Consider the following 17,806-nt stretch of genomic DNA (forward strand, 5'->3'; position numbering starts at 1 on the left):
GCGCAAGGTCAACCACCACCGCGGGAGCAACTCATGACGATGTCGCACGTCACCATCGTGCCGTCGTCGCTGCCCGGCGACGGTTACCGAGCGGAAGGTCCCCGGGCGGGCCGGCCCGACTGACGCGTACCCGTACGCGCTGAGCCGCCCCGTCCGACAGCCGGACCGGGCGGCTTCTTGCTGACCGTTCCTCATCTGGAAAGGAGTCCCGGTGGACGCCGTCCTCGTCATCAACGCCGACCTCGGCCCGCTGCACCGGGTCACCGTTCAACACGCCGTACGCATGCTCTGCCGCCGGGTTGCCGAGATCCACGAGGCCGAGCCGGACCGGGTGATCGGGGTCTTCCCGATGCCCCGGGTGGTGCGGCTGGTCCGCTTCGTGGTCACCCGGTGGAGGTTCAACTCCGGGCCGGCCTGGTCGCGCGCCGGTGTGCTGCGCCGCGACGACAGGTGCTGCGCCTACTGCGGCGGCCCTGCCTCCACCATCGACCACGTTCTGCCCCGCTCGCGCGGCGGCCGGAACACCTGGCGGAACACCACCGCCGCCTGCTACGCCTGCAACCAGCGCAAGGGGGACCGGACGCCGAGGGAGGCGGGCATGCCGCTGCGCCGGGAGCCGGTGAACCCGGGCTGGGCGGTGCTGGCCGGGCGGTGACGGACCGGCCGGCGGGAACGGGGGGCCGCGTCCCGGGTACGTTCCGGGCGCGGCACCCGTCGGCCCCTACACCGTGCGTTCCATGATCTTCGGCTTCAGGCGGCCGGCGGGGCACTGCACCCGGATCTCGCTGCGGTGCTCTGCGGAGGTCAGCTCGACCACGATCTGCTTCGCCGGCCCCGGGTCGTACGCCTCGACCCGGAATTCGGGCTCCAGCGCCACCGCGAGCACCTCGACCGACTTACCCACGCAGCGCACGGTGACCGTCCCGCCGCGCGCGTCGACAGGGACGCCGGCGGCGGGGGTGGGCGTCGGCGCGGCGCTGGTCGGGGTCGGACCTGCCGTGGTGGGCGTCGAGCCCGGGGCCAGCGTCCCGCCCGGACCTGTCGACGGGCTGGTCCGGGTAGCGGGCGCCGCGTTCCTGCTTGTCGGCACGGCAGACGGGCCGGCGGAGAGGTCGACGGTCGGCTCCTCGCTACTGGGCATCCCCACCGTGGTCGTGCCCGGACCGCTGCCGGTCGGCGCGGCGCTCTGCCCTGGTCGACGATTGCTGAAGTCACCGAGTGACCCGGCCAGCGCCAGCGCGGCGATCACGGCACCGCCGACGGTCAGCACGGCCCGCCGTCGACGCCACGGCTCGCGCCTCATCCGCACCGCCGAACCACCTGTCGATTCGGTGCCGGTCGGCTCGGCGCTGGCCGGCTCGGCGCTGGCCGGCTCGGCGCTGGCCGGCTCGGCGACGGTCGTCGGGGGGTCGGCGGCGACGGCAACCGCGTCGGGGGCGGCCCCGCTGGCGGCGAACAGGATGCGCGCCGCGTCCGTGGCCGGCGGCCGGTCCGCCGGGTCGTTGGCCAGGCACCAACGGTAGAGCCGGTGCACCTCGGGCGGCACCCCATCGATCGGTGGCAGCGGGTCCGGCTCGACGTGCGGGTGGAGGTGGCGCACCTGGATCGGCGGCTCCGCGGGCCAGGGCAGCCGGCCGGTGAGCACCCGGTGCAGCAGCAGGCCGAGGGCGTAGACGTCGCTGGCCGGCAGCACCTCGCCGGCCCGCAGCCGCTCCGGCGCCAGGTACGCCGGCGTGCCCATCAGCCGCCCCTCGAAGTCGATCTCCGGGGCACCCGCGGCTGCCGCGATGCCGAAGTCGAGCACCTTCGCCCCGGTCGGCGTGAGCATCACGTTGCCCGGCTTGATGTCGCGGTGCACCAACCCCTGGTCATGGGCTGCGGCGAGCGCCGAGGCCACCTCCGCGCACACCCGCAGACCGGCGCGCGGCGGCAACGGCCCGGCCGCCAGCCGGTTTTCGAGGGTGCGACCGCCGAGCATCTCCATCACCACGAACGGGACCTGCTCACCGTCCACCACCGACTCGCCGTAGTCGTAGACGCCTGTGACGTGCGGATGCGACAGCCGGGCGGCGGCCTTGGCCTCGCCCCGGATCCGTTGGCGGGCGTCGGTGTCCGACCCGACCAGCACCTTCACCGCCACGTCCCGTTCGAGCACCTCGTCGTACGCCCGGTGCACCGCCGACATGCCGCCACTGCCGAGGCGCTCCAGGAGCCGGTAGCGGCCCGCAAGCAACTGATCACGCTGCACAGCGGACAGCCTGCCGTACCGGCTTGAGAACCGGCTACCCGGGATCGAAATATTGCGATGAGTGGGACCGGCTGGCGGCTACCGTCCACTCAGATCCGGGTGGTCCCGCAGGAATTCCTCGCCCCGGCGGGCGTTTCGGACCACCGACAGGATCAGTACCGCCCAGATCACCAGCAACAACCCACCGATCACCGCGAAGAACGGCGCGAACACCAGGAACGCCTGACCGACGCTCGTCATCGCCAACCCGGCCACCAGCACCACGAACCAGCGCTGGCCGGCGAACTGTCGGGCGGTCTCCACAAGCAGGGCCGGGTCTTCGTCGGCCTCGGGCGTGCCGCGTCGAACCTGCCGCGCCAGCCGCCGACCGTGCGACCAGCCCGACGTCAGCAACGGGGACCGTCGGCTCGCCCGGAAGCGCCCGGTGCGTACGGCCCAGAAGATCGCGGCCACCTCGACGATGAATCCGAGGATCACCAGAACGCGCCCGAGGTTACTGGCCCAACGCGGCGGCTCACCGTCGAAGATGCCGGTGTTCTGACCACCAATCGCGACACCCACCGCGAGCGCGCCGACCACGGCGGACAGCAGCACGAAAGCAAGAACCAGACGGAGTCGCTGTTGTTTCCGCCCGGCCGTGTCCGGATTTGTCGCTGCCGCATCCATGGTCGTCCCCCGATCACCGCGTGGGGCGGGAACTACCCATCGACGACGGCGGCCAAACGGTTGCCAACCGCCGACTCGGCCGGCTCCGCGTTGTCATGCACCCAGCAGTTGTCATGCACCCGGCAGCCGAGGCACTCAGGCGCCGGTCGGTGGCTGCCAGGCGAAGCGGGGCGTACGCCGCTCGCTCATCGCCGCGACCCCTTCCCGGGCCTCGCCGGTGGTCGTCACCTTCCGGTGCCACCAGGCGATCCGCGTGGGCTCGGCCCGCTCGTCGATGATCTCCTTGGCGGCGGCGATGCTCAGCGGCGACCGCTGGGCGATGATCGCGGTCAGTTCGTCCACCCGTGCGGCGACCCGGTCGGCGGGCAACACCTCGTCGACCAGGCCGATCCGCAGAGCGCGCTCGGCGTCGATCAACTCCGCGGTGAACAGCAGGTGCTTGGCCGCGGACGGGCCGACCAGCCGGGCCAGCCGGCGCGTCGTCGGCGCCGGATAGACCAGCCCGAGCCGGGCCGGGGGTACGCCGAAACGGGCGTCGTCCGCGACGATCCGGAGGTCACAGGCGACCGCGAGCTGAGCCCCTCCGCCGACGCAGGCGCCCCGGATGGCAGCGATCGTCGGCTTGGCGAACCGGGCCAACCGTTCCTCGGCGGCTACCGCGATGCTGGCGTCACCGGCGTCAAGCAACTCGGCCAGGTCACCGAGGTCGGCACCCGCACAGAAGGCGTCGCCCGCGCCGGTGAGCACCAACGCCCGTACGGTCGGGTCGGGCTCCAGCCGGTCGAGCAGTGCGGGGAGCTGACGCCACATGGCCGCGGTCATCGCGTTGCGCCGGGTCGGGTTGCTGATGACAACCGTGGCGACAGGCCCGGCCACCTCGACTGTCAACTCCGCGTCGGACACGTCCGCTCCCTTCCCGCGCCACCTGTGCGACGCCGCCATTCTCGTTGTCGGCGTCGTGGCACCGACGCCGCGACCCTAACGGTCGCCTGGAACTCTTGGCGGGGGGAACCAACGGTTCGGGCCGCGCGTCCGACGGAGATGAGACCCGCATCGACGACCGCCGTCACGGTCGCGCTCGTGGCCGCGCTCCTGACCGGTTGCACAAGCGTCGAACGAGCCCCCACCACCCCGGGCCAACCCTCGGCCACCACCGCTACCGGCCCGGCCGCCCCGACCATCGGCACCGCGCAACCGACCGCCATCCCCACCGTCAGCGCCGGGACCGACGGTGTGGCCCCCCGGGTGACGTTGCGGATCTCCGGTGGCTTCGCCGGACGCGGCGAGTCCATCGTCGTCGAGCCGGACGGACGCTGGACCGTGACGGACCGGGCCGGCGGGCGGCGCATCGGCCGGCTCACCCCTACCGACCAGGGCACCCTGGCGGGACTGGCCACCGACCCCCGGCTCGCCACCGAGGCACGGCAGCCGACCACCGCGACGACGTGCTCGGACGTCATGCACTACCGCCTCACCGTGGCCAGCAACGACACCGGCTACACCACCTGCCCGGACGACGGGACCCCGCCGCCGGCCACCCAGGCGGTGGTCAAGCTGCTGCTGCGGACCACCGAGACCTATGTCAGGTAGTCCGGTGGCAGGCCGGTGCCCCGCAGCTCCGGGGGCAGGTGCGCCACGTCGTTGACGGCGATCAGGCTCGGCGGGCCGGCCGCGCTGTACCGGATGACCGTCAGACCCGCGTTGTGCGAGTTCAACCCCAGCCACCGCCACTCCGGCGCGTCCAGGGCGTGCCGCACCAGCCAGGCGATCAGGAAGCTGTGCGTCACGACCAGCTCGCGAACGGGTTCGCCGCCGGCGGGCCCCTCGCCGACCGGGCCGGCGAACCGCCGCACCGCGTCCGCCGTCACTCGCGGCCCGTCGACCCGCTCGGCCGTCGAGAACTGGGCGAGGAACTCGGCGTACGCGGGCGGCAGGCCGGTCGGGTCCGTGTCGTGTGGAAGGTGGTCGCCGGCCAGCTCCGTCTCGTACACCGGAACCTCGGGCAGCGACTTGGCGATCAGCTCGGCGGTCTGCGCGGCCCGGCGCAGCGGCCCGTGATGGACGGCGGCGAACCGCCGGGCCCGCAGGCGTTCGCCCAGCAGAATGGCCTGCCGCCGGCCGCGCTCCGACAGGCCGGTGTCCGGTTCGCCGGCATCCGGCCCACTCGGCTCGGACAGGTCCTGCTCGGCGTGTCGGGTGAGGTAGAGCAGCCGGGTCACCATGGCCCCAGCTCAACACACCGGGAGGTACGGGCTCGACCCGCACCTCCCGATGCCAACCGAGGGGCCAGACAGGCAGACCGAACCGCCGCCCCTACGCCCGGGGGAACATCTGGCCGATGCGGATCTTGTTGCCGAACGGGTCCCTGATTCCGAAGTCGATCCCGTACGGGCGCTCGGTCGGCTCGTCGGTGATCTCGACGCCCTTCGCCACGAGATCCTCGTGCGTCTTGCGGGCGTCGTCAGTGGTCATGAAGAGGTACCCCCCGAGGGCACCCTTGGTGAGCAGCTCCCGGACCTGCTCGGCGGTCGTCGGGTCCAGGGCGGGCGGGCCCGGCTTCTCCAGCAGGATCTCCCGCTCAGGGTCGCCGGGCAGGTTGACCGTGAGCCACCGCATGAAGCCGAGGTCCTGGTCGGTGTTGACCTCCATGCCGAGCTTGTTCACGTAGAAGTCGAGTGCCTCATCCTGGTCGAGGACGTAGATCTGGGAGCGGCTGATCGCGTTCATCGTCATGCCCATGACGCTAGAGGCAGACCGTGACCTGCGGCTTATCCAAAACTGCTGGGTCGGGTCCAGGCTTTGGTGAAGCACGACGGCACGCCTGCCGGCGCGACGCGCTGACGCCGGAAGTCCGAGGGCGACTGCCCGACGATCTGCCGGAACGTGCGGCTGAACGTACCCAGGCTGCCGAAGCCGACGGCGTAACAGATGTCCGTCACGTCCCGGTCGGTCTCCATCAGCAACGACATGGCCCGCTCCACCCGGCGACGTTGCAGGTAGCGGTGCGGGGTCTCGCCGAAGGTGGCCCGGAAGGTACGGATGAAGTGCGCCTCCGAGACGTGCGCGATCCGGGCCAGCGCGGGAATGTCCAGCGGCTCGGCGTACGCCCGGTCCATCGCGTCCCGGGCGCGCAGCATCGCCCGGTTCGACTCCTCCACCGCGCGACTCATCGACCCCCCGGCCCCACTCCGCTCGCCGCCGGAGCCCAGGCTACCGCCCGGCACTTCGTCGTCAGGTCCGCTGGCGTCGGGCATCCGCCGTAGCGGATGGTCGGATCTTCCTCGCGCACGGCAACAGTGACGCCGAAGGTGGCTCGAGCCCTCGGTTGCGCCTGTCTCAGGCGGGCGACACGTCGGGAAGCGATGCCCGCCAATGCCTCACTTGTGGCAGCACCGGTCGGAAAGATCTGATGGAATTGGAGCCCCCGGCCGGGATCGAACCGGCGACATCTCGCTTACAAGGCGAGTGCTCTGGCCAGCTGAGCTACAGGGGCGCGTGTGTCGAGGTCAGCATAGCGACTGACGTCCGGTTATCCCGCTCGCGATCCCTCCCGGGCACGGGAATCGTCAACAACCCGACGCACGCCCGCCTGGCGCTGCGTCGATTGATGTCTGACCGTGCCGGAGTGACCGGAATGCGTAGGCCGTGCGCGACGTTCGGCGTTCCCCCGCCTTGGCAGCACGGGGAAACGCGTTTACGGTTCACTCACGGACGACGACGGGCGCCCCGCGACCGCGCGCCGTCCGATGACCGGCACGGCTGCGTGCCGGTTGCTCCTTCACTCGGATCGTCCGGCACGTTCCTGCCGGTGAAAGGAAGCGCTTCACCATGGCTACGGTCACCTATTCCAAGGCGTCCCGGGTCTACCCGGGCCAAGAGCGTCCCGCCGTCAACGAGCTGGACCTCGAGATCGGCGACGGGGAGTTCCTCGTCCTGGTCGGCCCCTCGGGTTGCGGCAAGTCCACAAGCCTGCGGATGCTCGCCGGCCTCGAGGACGTGGACGCCGGTTCGATCTACATCGACCAGCGTGACGTCACTCACCTTCCCCCGAAGGCCCGCGACATCGCGATGGTCTTCCAGAACTACGCCCTCTACCCGCACATGACGGTGTACGAGAACATGGCGTTCGCCCTCAAGCTGCGCAAGACCTCCAAGTCGGAGATCGACCGGCGGGTCAAGGAGGCGGCCGGGCTGCTCCAGTTGGAGGAGTACCTGAGCCGTAAGCCGAAGGCCCTCTCCGGTGGTCAGCGTCAGCGTGTCGCGATGGGCCGGGCGATCGTCCGCGAGCCGCAGGTCTTCCTCATGGACGAGCCGCTGTCGAACCTCGACGCCAAGCTGCGTGTGCAGACCCGTACCCAGATCGCGTCGCTGCAGGCCAAGCTGGGCGTCACCACCGTCTACGTCACGCACGACCAGGTCGAGGCCATGACCATGGGTCACCGGGTCGCGGTGCTGCTCGACGGTGTCCTCCAGCAGGTGGACACCCCGCGCGCGCTCTACGACACCCCGGCCAACGTGTTCGTCGCCGGCTTCATGGGCTCGCCCGCCATGAACATCAAGACCGTTCCGCTGAACGAGAAGGGCGCCGAGTTCGCCGAGATGTACATCCCGCTGACCCGGGAGCAGGTCGAGGCGGCCCGCGCCGAGGGTGGCGACGGCAAGGTCACCGTGGGCTTCCGCCCGGAGGACTGCGAGCTGGTCAGCCCGACCGAGGGCGGCATGCCGGTCGTGGTCGAGCTTGTCGAGGACCTCGGCTCGGACGCCAACGTCTACGGCCACGCCGCGCTCGGTGGCAACTCGGAGCGCTTCGTCGTCCGCACCGACCGGCGCAACATGCCGAACATGGGTGACACCGTGTTCGTCAAGCCGGTCGCCGGTCGCAGCCACGTCTTCCACGCCAACACCGGCAGCCGGATCTGACGTAACGCCGTACCGACAGGGGCGGTCCGCTTCGGCGGGCCGCCCCTTCGTCGTACCGGCGGGAGGGGTGGTCACTCCCGGGAGCCAGCGCGGGGATGGCTCCGTGGGGTGATCCGGCACCCGCCGGCCGTACCGGATCGCCCGCCCGGCCGGTCGTAGCCTCGCCTACTGCGCGGCGCTGATCCCGGTCGCAGTGGTCGCGCTGGTGACCGCCCCGCTGGGCGGAGGCGACGCCGCCGTCGCACGCTGGCGAGCCCTCCGTACCGGATTGCTGGGGATGCCACCGACGGCCGTGCCCGGTCGGCGGCCCGGCACGGTCGCGGTACTCGGCCATGCGCTGCTCAGCCTGCTCGTCGGCGCGGTGGCCCTGCTGCCCCTGTCCGACCCGGGGCGTTGCTCTTCGTCGCGTGGACCCGTTAGATCTGACCACGAAGGCCCCCGCCCGCCGAGCGGGAGAGGGCCTTCGTCGGCGTGCGTTACAGCTCGACGGAGCGCCGCCGGGCGACCTCGGCCAGGGCGACCGCCGCCGCCACACTGGCGTTGAGCGACTCGACCTCGGAGATCATCGGAATGCTGACGGTCAGGTCGCAGGTCTCCCCGACCAGGCGGGAGAGGCCACGCCCCTCGGAACCGACCACCACCACGAGCGGTCCGACCGCGGCCTCCAGGTTGTAGAGGTCGGTGTCGCCGTCGGCATCGAGGCCGACGACCATGAAGCCGGCGTCCCGGCACGCCTTCAGCGACCGGGTCAGGTTGGTCACCTGCGCCACGGGCACCCGCGCGGCCGCGCCGGCGCTGGTCCGCCAGGCGGTCGCGGTGATCCCGGCGGCACGACGCTCGGGTACGAAGACACCCTGCGCGCCGAACGCGGCAGCCGACCGGATCACGGCGCCCAGGTTGCGCGGATCGGTGACACCGTCAAGCGCGACCAGCAGCGGAGCCTGCTGCTCCAGGGCGGCGGCGACCAGATCCTCGAAGGGCTGGTACGCGAAGGGCGGCACCTGCAAGCCGACACCCTGGTGCAGCACCCCGCCGGTCATCCGGTCCAACTCGGCGCGGCTGATCTCCAGGTTGGCGATGCCACGGTCGGCGGCGGTCCGGATGATCTCATTGACCCGGTCGTCCATGTCGATGCCCTGGGCCGTGTAGAGCGCCGTCGCCGGCACGTTCGCGCGCAGCGCCTCCAGCACCGGGTTACGCCCGACCAGCAGCTCAGGGGAGTCCTTCGACGGGTTGGACTTGCGGCCCGGCGCGACCCGAGGACCGGACCGGCCGGTGGGCTTGCCGCCCCGACCGCCGGTGGCACCCCGACCGACAGGGACGCCCCGACCGCCGCCCTTGCCCCAGGTGGTGTCCTTGGTGCCGGGCTGGCCGATCTTCGGGGCGCGCCCCTCTTCGGCCGCCGCGCGGCGCTCCTTGTCCTGCTTCCAGGCGGTGCGCTGCGGCAACTTCTCGGTGCCCGAGTAGCCCTTGTGCCACGGCCGCTCGTCCGCGGGCAGGGTGCGACCTCGCCCGGCCAACGAGTCCTTGTTCTTGCCGCCGGTGCCCTTGGGGGCGCCTGCCTTCGACGTCAGTCGCCGGCCACGGCGCTGCGAGTTGCCGGCCATCAGTCCTGCTCTCCAATAGTCCAACGGGGGCCCTGGGGGGTGTCCTCGACCACCACACCGGCCAGCTTGAGCTGGTCACGCACGGCGTCCGCAGCGGACCAGTCCTTGCGGCCCCGCGCCTGCGCACGCTGCTCCAGGGCCAGCGCGATCAGGGAGTCCACCACGGCACGAAGATCGTCCGATCGGCCGCCGCCGGTCCAGGACGGGTCGAGGGGGTCGAGCCCGAGGATATCCAGCATTGCCCGTACCACGGCCAGCGTGGTGCGGACGGTCACATCGTCGCCGACGCTCAGCGCGGTGTTGCCGTCCCGAATGTGCTGTTGCAGCACAGCCAGCGCGGCGGACGTGTTGAGGTCGTCGTCCATCGCCGCGACGAAGCCGGCGGGCAGCTCACCGAACTGCCCGGCGCCGACGCGCTCCGCGGCCCGCTGCACGAAACCCTCGATCCGCCGGTACGCGGTGCCCGCGTCGCGCAGCGAATCCTCCGAGTAGTCGATCACCGAGCGGTAGTGCGCGGCGGCGTAGTAGTAACGCAGCTCCACCGGCCGCACCCCGAGCGAGTCCACGTACGCCAGGCCGAGGGCGTTGCCCGCGGACTTGCCCATCTTGGCCCCGCCGATGCTCAGCAGCCCGTGGTGCACCCAGAAGCGGGCGAAGGGCAACCCGGCCGCCTGGGACTGGGCGATCTCGTTCTCGTGGTGCGGGAACGTCAGATCCAGCCCACCGCCGTGGATGTCGAACTCCGGGCCGAGATAACGCCAGCACATCGCCGAGCACTCGATGTGCCAGCCCGGACGGCCCAGCCCCCACGGCGACGGCCAGTAGGCGTCCGCCGGCTCGTCCGGTTTGGCGCCCTTCCAGAGCGCGAAGTCGCGCGGATCCCGCTTGCCCCGATCCGGGGCGTCCCCGGCGGACTGCATGGCGTCCGGGGACTGACCCGACAGCGACCCGTACGCCGGCCAGGACGCCACGTCGAAGTAGACGTCACCGGAGCCGTCACTCGCCGGGTACGCGTGCCCGTCCGCGATCAACTTCATGATCAGCTCGTGCATCTCGGGGATGTGCCCGGTGGCGCGCGGCTCATAGGTGGGCGCCAACACGTTCAACGCCCGGTACGACTCGGCGAGCAGCAGCTCGTTCGCGTACGCGATCGACCAGAACGGTCGACCCTGTTCGCCCGCCTTGACCAGGATCTTGTCGTCGATGTCGGTCAGGTTCCGGATGAAGGTGACCTCGTAGCCGGTGGCCGACAGCCAGCGACGCAGCACGTCGTAGTTGACGCCGGAACGAAGGTGACCGATGTGCGGCGGCGCCTGGAGAGTGAGACCACACAGGTAGACCCCCACCTTGCCGGCTTCCCGCGGGACGAAGTCCCGCACCGATCGGGTGGCGGTGTCATACAGGCGTAGCGTCACCGTACAAGGGTAGCTGTCCGTGCCTGTCCGGGTCCGCCGGTGCCGGGTCGTACGCTGCCAGGCGTGGAAGCGACCGCACGCTCCGGTGACACGCCAGCCGACCCCACCGCCCCCGCCGACCCGACCGTCGGGCGGGCCCCCGGCTCGGCCGACGCTGGCGTGGGGCGGGCCGACGCTGGCGTGCGGACGGCCGACGCGGTTTCGGGCCGGGGCGGGGAGACGTCGCAGACGCTGGACCGGGGGTTGCGGCTGCTACACCTCGTTGCCGATGCCCCTGGTGGTCTGACCGTCACCGAGGCCGCGAATCAGCTCGGCATCGGGCGGGCGGCCGTCTACCGGCTGGTCAGTGCGCTGACCGGGCACGGCATGCTGCGCCGCGACGGAGACGGTCGGCTGCGCCTCGGCGCCGGGTTGCTGCACCTGGCACGACGGGCCCAACCACTGCTCGCCGAGGGTGCGCTGCCCGCGTTACGCCGCCTCGCCGAACAGGCCGGCGCGACCGCGCACCTGACCGTCGTCGAGGGTGGCGAGGGTGTCGCCCTGGTCGTGGTCGAACCGAGCTGGACGTCGTTCCACGTCGCGTACCGCGCCGGGGCACGGCATCCACTGGACCGGGGAGCGGCGGGCCGGGCGATCTTGGCTGGCCGGATCGGGGCGGCAGAGCCGGTGAGCAGCAGCGGAGAGTTGCAGGCCGGGGCGTACGGGGTGGCCGCACCGGTGCTCGGCGTACCCGGTCTGGAAGCAAGTGTCGGCGTGGTCGCGCTCGCCCCGCTGGACGTCGACACGACCGGGCCGCAGGTGCTGGCCGCCGCCCGAGCCATCACCACCGCCCTCAGCTGATGCCCTCCGCCCCACCGCCGGGCCCGCCCTCGGCGTCGCTTGCTCCCTCACCGCCAAGTGCTCCCTCGGCGCCGTCCGCCCCGGGCCCGCGCGGCTTGATCAACTCGGGTTCACGGAAGTCGCGGCATCCCGCAGTCGGTAACCGCCCGACTTTCAGGAACGCGAGTGGATCAGCGCCCGCCACCAGCCCTGATGTGGTCGGCCCTCCGGCAAGTCCCATAGCACGATCTGCAGGCGGATTGTTGGTTGTCCACAGGTCCGGCGGCGCGCGGGGGCTGGGTTGTCCACAGGGGTACCGGTGGCCGGTCGGTGGTCGGCAGGCTGCTCGGCATGCCCCCACGTCCGCATCGTCCCGATGCCCTGGCCTGGCAGGTCTTCCGCGGCTCCGACGCTGTCCGGGACGGCCTGCTCACCGAACATCAGCTGCGCAACTCCGCCTGGGTGCGGTTGCGCCACGACACCTACGCCGATTCGCGGCTGGACCGGGACCACGCCCTCGCGTGTCGCGCCGCTCTCCTCCGGCTACCGCCCGGAGTGGTGATCGGTGGTCCGTCGGCCGCCTACCTGCACGGTGTTCAACACGCCGCGAGCTTCACCGACGACGTGCACGTCCTCGTGCCTCGACCGCTGCGGGTCGGCCCACAGCGCGGGCTCCGCGTGCACGTCAACGCCACCACCCCACTGATCGCGAGCAAGGTCCCTGAGCTGGCGGTGCCATCCACACGACGATCGTCAGACACCAGACGACCGACAGACCTACGCCCACGTGACGCTGCGCGACCTACGGGAGCTGGGCGCCCACCTGGCGGCGGAGTGTCACCACGCCACACACGACACCTGTCCCGCCCGACCGCCGTCTCCGCCGGAGCAGGAGGCATGGTGGGGGCCAACCACGGCCACGGGTCGGCCTCGGCCAGCGCGTTCCCGCCTGACGAGCGGGACGTCCCGATCCCCCGATCCGACCCTGGCCGGGCCGCCTGGGAGACGGCCCTGTGGCTCGACCCGGTCCAGGCAGTCGCCATCGTCGACTCGCTGCTCGGGCAGGAGTTGATCGATCGCGACAGCCTGGCAGCCATCGCTGACCGCAACGCTGATCGGCCGGGTGGACGACGAGCGCGGTGGGTGTTCGACCTGGCCGACAGCAGAGCAGAGTCGCCACCGGAGTCACACCTACGCGTGCGATTGGTGTTGAACGGGCTACCGCGTCCATCGGTTCAACATCCGATACGCCTGCCCACCGGTTTCGTTCTGCACCCCGATCTGGCCTGGCCGCACTATCGGGTAGCGGTGGAGTACGACGGAAAGTGGCACTCCGACGCAGAGCAGCTGCACCGCGACCGCCGTCGGCTGAATCAGCTGGTAGGTGCGGGTTGGTTGGTCCTGCACGTGACCAGTCAACGGCTGCACGGCGAGTTCCCGGCGGTGCTTCGGGAGGTGCGCAACGCGCTGGTCAGCCGCGGATGGCGACGGGGATCGTCCAGATGACCACGGTCAACTCGGGTTCCTGGAAACCGCGCCATCCCCAGGCCCCGACACCACGCCTTCAAGGAAACCGAGTCGATCATGAAGCCGGGCACCAGGCATGGTCGATGACGGGCAGCAGGCCCGGACGAGCCCAGGCCCGGTCGACGAGCGTCGACCGGGCCTGGGAGGTGGTGGCGGTTGGGCCACCCCCTGCAGTGCGATGTGCGCTACGGGCGAGCGTTCGGCTTCAACGGGGTCTTCACCGCCGCGTAGGCGTCGACGATCCCGTACCCGTAGAAGCCGTTGAAGTTGACCCCACCGGCGCAGTACGCGTCGTAGGTCTCGTCCCGGCCCTCGTTGCGGTACTGCTGCAGGCGCGGCTCCGGGCAGGCGTGCTCGGCGGCCGTGCGGTAAAGGTGCTGCTCGACCTGGTCCGGCGACATCCCGAAGCCAGTCCGGCCCTGCGCCTTGCCGTAGCGGCTGACGATCAGCGCGGCGACGCCGGCGGCATGCGGAGACGCCATCGAGGTGCCCTGGAGGTAGGTGTAGTAGCCGCACTCACCGTTGGCCTTGCACTGCTTGAAGACCGAGTTCTCGAAGCCGGCGACGATGTTGCCGTCGGCGTCGACCGACTCCTCCTCCTGGAGCACATGCTTCGGGTACGTCGAGAGGATCATGTTGGCGTCGGTACGGAAGGTGTCGGTGCCGAAGCCGTCCCGGAACCAGCCTCCCGGCGCGGCGACCGAGATCTGCTCGGTGCCGTAGTTGGAGAAGTCCGACTTTTTGCCAGACGGGCCGACCGACGACACGCCGATCACGTGCGGGCCCTCGGTGGGCAGGTCCCAGCAGCTGTCGTTGTCGATCGGTCGCGGGTACGGGTCGGCGCCGTAGTCGGGGCTCGTCACGTCGGTACGCGGCGCGCCCAGGTCTTCGTTGTTGTTGCCGAGCGCACCGACCAGGGTGACGCCCTTGTTGTGCGCGAAGGTCAGCGCGCGCTTCATCGCCTTGATGATGGCCCGCTGCTCGGCCTGGTCCTCGGGCGAGTCGGCCGGGTTGGCGGTGCAGTTGTAGAGCCACGGGTCGACGTAGAACGACATGTTGACCACGTCGATCCCGGACTTGCCGGCGTAGACAAGGGCGTTGACCACCGGGTCGAGGAAGAAGTAGCCGGAGTCCTGGCCACCCTTGAGCTCGACAAGCGAGACGTTCGGCGCCACGCCGGAGAGGCCGAAGCCGTTTGCGGCGGCACCGATGGTGCCGGCCACGTGGGTGCCGTGCCCGCCATCGTCGGTGCCGACCGGGTCGAGGCAGCTCGGCACCTCACAGGCGCCGTCCACGTCGACCAGGTCCGGCGCGAAGTTGCGCGACAGCGACCAGTTGAAGTTCGGCGCGATGTCCGGGTTGCTGGCGTCGACGCCGGTGTCCAGGACGCCGACTGTCACCCGACGATCGCCTGGCTCGATCTTGCGGGCCTTGTCGGCCCGGATCATCTCCAGGCCCCACAGCTTGTCGTCGAGCGGGTCGAGCTTCGCGCCCTTCCTGGCAGCGCCGGCGCCGGCCCGAGCGCCGGCAGCGGCAGTCAGGTGCTCCTGCTCCACCCGGTCAAGCTTCGGCTTGCGGCCGATGGCCTTCTGCTCGGCGGCGCCGATCAGCGTCGGTGCGGCGGTCGCCCTGGCGGCGAAGTCGGCCCGGTCGCTGCTGACCTGGAACATGCCGACCTCGTCGGACCGGGAAACCACAGTGCCGCCGGCTGCCCGGATCGCCGCGACGGCCGTGTCCGCAGCGACGCCGTCCTCGGCGACGACGGTGAAGGTGCGAGAGTCGACCGGTGCGGCGTTCGCCGGCACACCCAACCCCGTAGCCGTAAGTGCCAGCACTGCCGCGGTAGCGACCGTGCGGGCGGTGAAGCGCTTGCTCACCACATCGGATCCTCTCGTTGAGGGACGTGGCAGCCATCACACAACAACGATGCGGATTACGCCAGCTAAGCGCCCGTTATGGTAGTGAATCCGTTGAGTTTCGAAGCGCACACCGGCCGCATCGACATCTACGCAATCCACGCCGCCCGGGACGCCACCACCGAGCCACGACCGCAGTCACTTCAGCAGCGTCTCGTCAGCGTCGAACACCACAGTGGTCAGCCTCTCACCGGCCATCCAACGCCACCTCGACCTCCGGCGAGGCCGAGGTACCCGGCAGGGGCTGCGAGGCCGGCAAGGGCTGCGAGGGCGGCGAAGGCGCCGAGTCCCCCGCAGCCGGCCGGCGCAGCTCGTCGAGGCGGACCAGGGCGACGCCGGCGACGATCAACGTACCGCCGAACAACTGCCAGCCGGTGGGCAGTTCGTCGAGGAAGAGCCAGGCGATCAGCACCGCGAAGAGCACCTCGGTCAGTCCGACGAACGACGACAGGCGCGGGCCGAGGATCCGGGTTCCGGCGATACCGGCGAGGTACGCGATGACTGCGGCCACCAGCGAGAGCCCGGCGATGGGCACCAGCCAGCTGGTGGGCTGCCCGGCGAAGGTGACCTCGCCGAAGGTGGCGTGCAGCGGCAGCAGGCCGGTCATCCCGACGAGGAGCAGCACCGCGGCACCGACGGCCATGCCACCGCTGGCCATGGCGACCGAGGGCAGCCGGGGGTCGACCCGGCCGGCGAGCACGAAGTATCCGGCCAGGCCGAACGCCGCGCCCAACCCCCAGAGCACGCCCACCGGGTGGAAGTCGGCGGTGCCGGCGAGGTCGAGCACGAACGCCAGCCCGGCCAGCGCGGCCACCGACCCGGCGACGGTGAGCCTGCGGGGCGGCTGGGCGTGCCGCAGCCACATCCAGACCACGACGAGGATGATGCCCAGGTATTCGAGCAGCAGCGCGACACCGACCGGCAGGTAGCGCACGGCGTTGAAGAAGCACACCTGGGCCAGTGCCACCCCGAGAAGCCCGAACAGTCCGATGGCCGTGGCGTTGCTGCGCAGCACGTGCCACTTGCCCCGCAGCGACAGCAGGGCGGGGATCGCGAGCACCAGGGCGGCCACACCGACACGGGCGATCACCGCCGACTCGGCTGACCAGCCGGCTTCGATGAGCGATCGCGCGAAGGTGCCGGAGGTGGCGAAGGTGACTGCGGAGAGCAGCGCCAACCCGACGCCGGCAGCAGGTCTTGAGTGCATGTCGCGCTCCTCGCAATGGGCACCGTGTCATGAGCAAACTATCCTTGTGCTGATGACGCTAGGCGGAAGCCATGACAGGAGTCAAGTTGCTATTCGCTCATGACACCGAGTGTTCACTGATCGCCGCCGCAGCGCTGGTCAACACCGCGGGTCGGGACGGTGAGCTGCTTCCCGACATCACGGCGTTGGACGCGTTCTTCGTCCGCTACTCGTACAGCGGCCGGCACGAGCACACCGACGACGAGCTGCGTGCCGTCCGGGAGCTGCGACCCCAACTGCGCCGCATCTGGCACGCCGAGCCACCCGAGATCGTCAGGGTGGTCAACGGCCTACTGCTGGAACACCGGGCGCTGCCCCAGCTCATCGAGCACGACGACGAGCCGTACCACCTGCACGCCGTGCCCCGCGACGCGCCGCTGGCCACCCGGATCGCGGTGGAGGCCGCCATGGCCATGGCCGATCTGGTCCGTTCTGGAGAGCTGAGCCGGTTGCGGATCTGCGAGTACCCGGACTGCGACAACGTGGTGGTCGACCTGTCCCGCAACCGGTCCCGGCGGTTCTGCGAGGCCGGCTGCGGCAACCGCGCCGCGGTGACCGCCTACCGCGCCCGCCGGGCCGCCGGCCGCTCCTGACCGCCGGTCGCCCACTCCTCGGCCCGCACCTCGTACTCCACCTCACCCTGCTCGGCGCCCGGGATCGGGTCGTCCCACTGGAGGTGGAAGGTCCGCACGTAGTGCAGCCCGGCCTTCACCATCACCCGCCGGGAGCGTTCGTTGACGGCCATCGTCTCGGCCCAGACCCGACGCACCCCGACGGTGTCGAAGGCGTACCGGACCAGGGCCCGCGACCCCTCGGTGGCCAACCCTCGTCCCCACGTCGAGCGGAGCAGCCGGTAGCCCAGCTCGGCCTCGGCGCCGTCCTCCGACGGGTCCAGCGCGAACCAACCCAGGAACGCCCCGGACTCCCGATCGTGCGCCGCCCACCGACCCAGCCCGGGATGCTCGTCGTACTGGGCCAGCAACCTCGGCAACTGCTCGTCCCGCACGGTGGCCGGCGGGGTAGCGACGCCACCGGTGAGGAACCGCATCACCTCGGGGTCGCTGTCCAACTCGACGAGCGCCTCCACGTCGGCCCTGGTCAGCCTCCGCAACCGCAGCCGCTCGGTCCCCGCCGGCACACCCACTCCACCGTCACCCACAGCCCGGATCATCCGGCCCGCTCGAAAGCCCGTCGATCCGTTTCCCAGGGCCGCCCAAGATCCACGCAACTTCGGGGAAACTGCTGCCTCAGACCGCGCCGAGGCAGCAACTTCACTGAAGTTGCACCGGAAACCCCGGACACCGTCGCAAGATCGTGCTCGATCCTGGATGCAGTGGGGTCCTGGCGGGCGGTTTCAAGCGGCTGTTGCAACGAGGTGTTTGTGGAGTACCTCGGCTGGATTCTGCCAGTCGAGGGTTTGGCGTGGTCGTCCGTTGAGTTCG

At 71.0% G+C, this 17,806-nt stretch carries 17 protein-coding genes and 1 tRNA gene; 6 read left to right on the top strand and 12 right to left on the bottom strand.

Annotated features, from left to right (window positions below; all coding sequences use genetic code 11):
• Window positions 1-211: 211 nt before the first annotated feature.
• Entirely contained in the window at window positions 212-655 is a 444-nt protein-coding gene (locus ACWER9_RS04260) for an HNH endonuclease (protein WP_452300406.1), read from the top strand.
• Window positions 656-721: 66 nt separating this feature from the next.
• On the opposite strand, the gene ACWER9_RS04265 is transcribed toward ACWER9_RS04260, so the two are convergent.
• The 3 genes from ACWER9_RS04265 to ACWER9_RS04275 form a co-directional block, all read right to left on the bottom strand.
• Complete coding sequence (locus tag ACWER9_RS04265) at window positions 722-2,248, bottom strand: protein kinase domain-containing protein (protein ID WP_452300407.1); 1,527 nt, start codon at window positions 2,246-2,248, stop codon at window positions 722-724.
• A gap of 78 nt (window positions 2,249-2,326) precedes the next feature.
• A complete protein-coding gene (locus tag ACWER9_RS04270) occupies window positions 2,327-2,842 on the bottom strand; it encodes a hypothetical protein (protein ID WP_452300408.1) in 516 nt (171 codons plus the stop codon).
• 207 nt (window positions 2,843-3,049) lie between these two features.
• Window positions 3,050-3,856: an enoyl-CoA hydratase/isomerase family protein gene (locus ACWER9_RS04275; RefSeq protein ID WP_452300409.1), complete on the bottom strand. Its 807-nt coding sequence runs from the start codon at window positions 3,854-3,856 to the stop codon at window positions 3,050-3,052.
• A gap of 138 nt (window positions 3,857-3,994) precedes the next feature.
• Here ACWER9_RS04275 and ACWER9_RS04280 point away from each other — a divergent pair, with 138 nt between their 5' ends.
• Window positions 3,995-4,504 carry a hypothetical protein gene (locus ACWER9_RS04280; protein ID WP_452300410.1) on the top strand — a complete coding sequence of 170 codons (510 nt, stop codon included), beginning with the start codon at window positions 3,995-3,997 and terminating at the stop codon, window positions 4,502-4,504.
• On the opposite strand, the gene ACWER9_RS04285 is transcribed toward ACWER9_RS04280, so the two are convergent.
• The 4 genes from ACWER9_RS04285 to ACWER9_RS04300 all read right to left on the bottom strand — a co-directional run bounded on the left by ACWER9_RS04285 (window position 4,492) and on the right by ACWER9_RS04300 (window position 6,407).
• Entirely contained in the window at window positions 4,492-5,136 is a 645-nt protein-coding gene (locus ACWER9_RS04285; protein ID WP_452300411.1) for a histidine phosphatase family protein, read from the bottom strand. The genes ACWER9_RS04280 and ACWER9_RS04285 overlap by 13 nt on opposite strands.
• Window positions 5,137-5,227: 91 nt before the next feature.
• Complete coding sequence (locus ACWER9_RS04290; RefSeq protein WP_452300412.1) at window positions 5,228-5,647, bottom strand: VOC family protein; 420 nt, start codon at window positions 5,645-5,647, stop codon at window positions 5,228-5,230.
• 35 nt (window positions 5,648-5,682) lie between these two features.
• Entirely contained in the window at window positions 5,683-6,084 is a 402-nt protein-coding gene (locus ACWER9_RS04295) for a helix-turn-helix domain-containing protein (protein ID WP_452300413.1), read from the bottom strand.
• 246 nt (window positions 6,085-6,330) lie between these two features.
• Window positions 6,331-6,407: transfer RNA gene (locus ACWER9_RS04300), tRNA-Thr, on the bottom strand.
• A gap of 335 nt (window positions 6,408-6,742) precedes the next feature.
• Here ACWER9_RS04300 and ACWER9_RS04305 point away from each other — a divergent pair.
• Window positions 6,743-7,834, top strand: coding sequence for an ABC transporter ATP-binding protein (locus ACWER9_RS04305; RefSeq protein ID WP_452300414.1), 1,092 nt, complete (start codon window positions 6,743-6,745; stop codon window positions 7,832-7,834).
• Between the two features lie 476 nt (window positions 7,835-8,310).
• Here ACWER9_RS04305 and rlmB read toward each other — a convergent pair whose 3' ends face one another.
• The gene (rlmB, locus tag ACWER9_RS04310; protein WP_452300415.1) at window positions 8,311-9,441 is read right to left on the bottom strand and encodes a 23S rRNA (guanosine(2251)-2'-O)-methyltransferase RlmB; all 1,131 of its coding nucleotides are present in this window, start codon (window positions 9,439-9,441) and stop codon (window positions 8,311-8,313) included.
• Window positions 9,441-10,856, bottom strand: a complete 1,416-nt coding sequence (gene cysS / locus ACWER9_RS04315; protein WP_452300416.1) for a cysteine--tRNA ligase — start codon at window positions 10,854-10,856, stop codon at window positions 9,441-9,443. Before cysS ends, rlmB begins: the two co-directional genes overlap by 1 nt.
• 159 nt (window positions 10,857-11,015) lie before the next feature.
• Here cysS and ACWER9_RS04320 point away from each other — a divergent pair, with 159 nt between their 5' ends.
• Complete coding sequence (locus ACWER9_RS04320) at window positions 11,016-11,696, top strand: IclR family transcriptional regulator (protein ID WP_452300425.1); 681 nt, start codon at window positions 11,016-11,018, stop codon at window positions 11,694-11,696.
• A gap of 330 nt (window positions 11,697-12,026) precedes the next feature.
• Window positions 12,027-13,181 carry a hypothetical protein gene (locus ACWER9_RS04325; protein ID WP_452300417.1) on the top strand — a complete coding sequence of 385 codons (1,155 nt, stop codon included), beginning with the start codon at window positions 12,027-12,029 and terminating at the stop codon, window positions 13,179-13,181.
• A 206-nt stretch (window positions 13,182-13,387) separates the two neighbouring features.
• On the opposite strand, the gene ACWER9_RS04330 is transcribed toward ACWER9_RS04325, so the two are convergent.
• Window positions 13,388-15,079, bottom strand: a complete 1,692-nt coding sequence (locus ACWER9_RS04330; protein WP_452300418.1) for a S8 family serine peptidase — start codon at window positions 15,077-15,079, stop codon at window positions 13,388-13,390.
• Between the two features lie 226 nt (window positions 15,080-15,305).
• Window positions 15,306-16,325: an EamA family transporter gene (locus tag ACWER9_RS04335; protein WP_452300419.1), complete on the bottom strand. Its 1,020-nt coding sequence runs from the start codon at window positions 16,323-16,325 to the stop codon at window positions 15,306-15,308.
• An 86-nt stretch (window positions 16,326-16,411) separates the two neighbouring features.
• Between ACWER9_RS04335 and ACWER9_RS04340 the strand changes: the two genes are divergently transcribed.
• Window positions 16,412-16,957 (top strand): CGNR zinc finger domain-containing protein, encoded by a 546-nt coding sequence (locus tag ACWER9_RS04340; protein WP_452300420.1) that lies wholly within the window; start codon window positions 16,412-16,414, stop codon window positions 16,955-16,957.
• Here the strand turns inward: ACWER9_RS04340 and ACWER9_RS04345 are convergent.
• Entirely contained in the window at window positions 16,924-17,523 is a 600-nt protein-coding gene (locus ACWER9_RS04345) for a GNAT family N-acetyltransferase (protein WP_452300421.1), read from the bottom strand. The genes ACWER9_RS04340 and ACWER9_RS04345 overlap by 34 nt on opposite strands.
• Window positions 17,524-17,806 lie beyond the last annotated feature (283 nt).

The organism is Micromonospora sp. NPDC003944 (assembly GCF_053605225.1).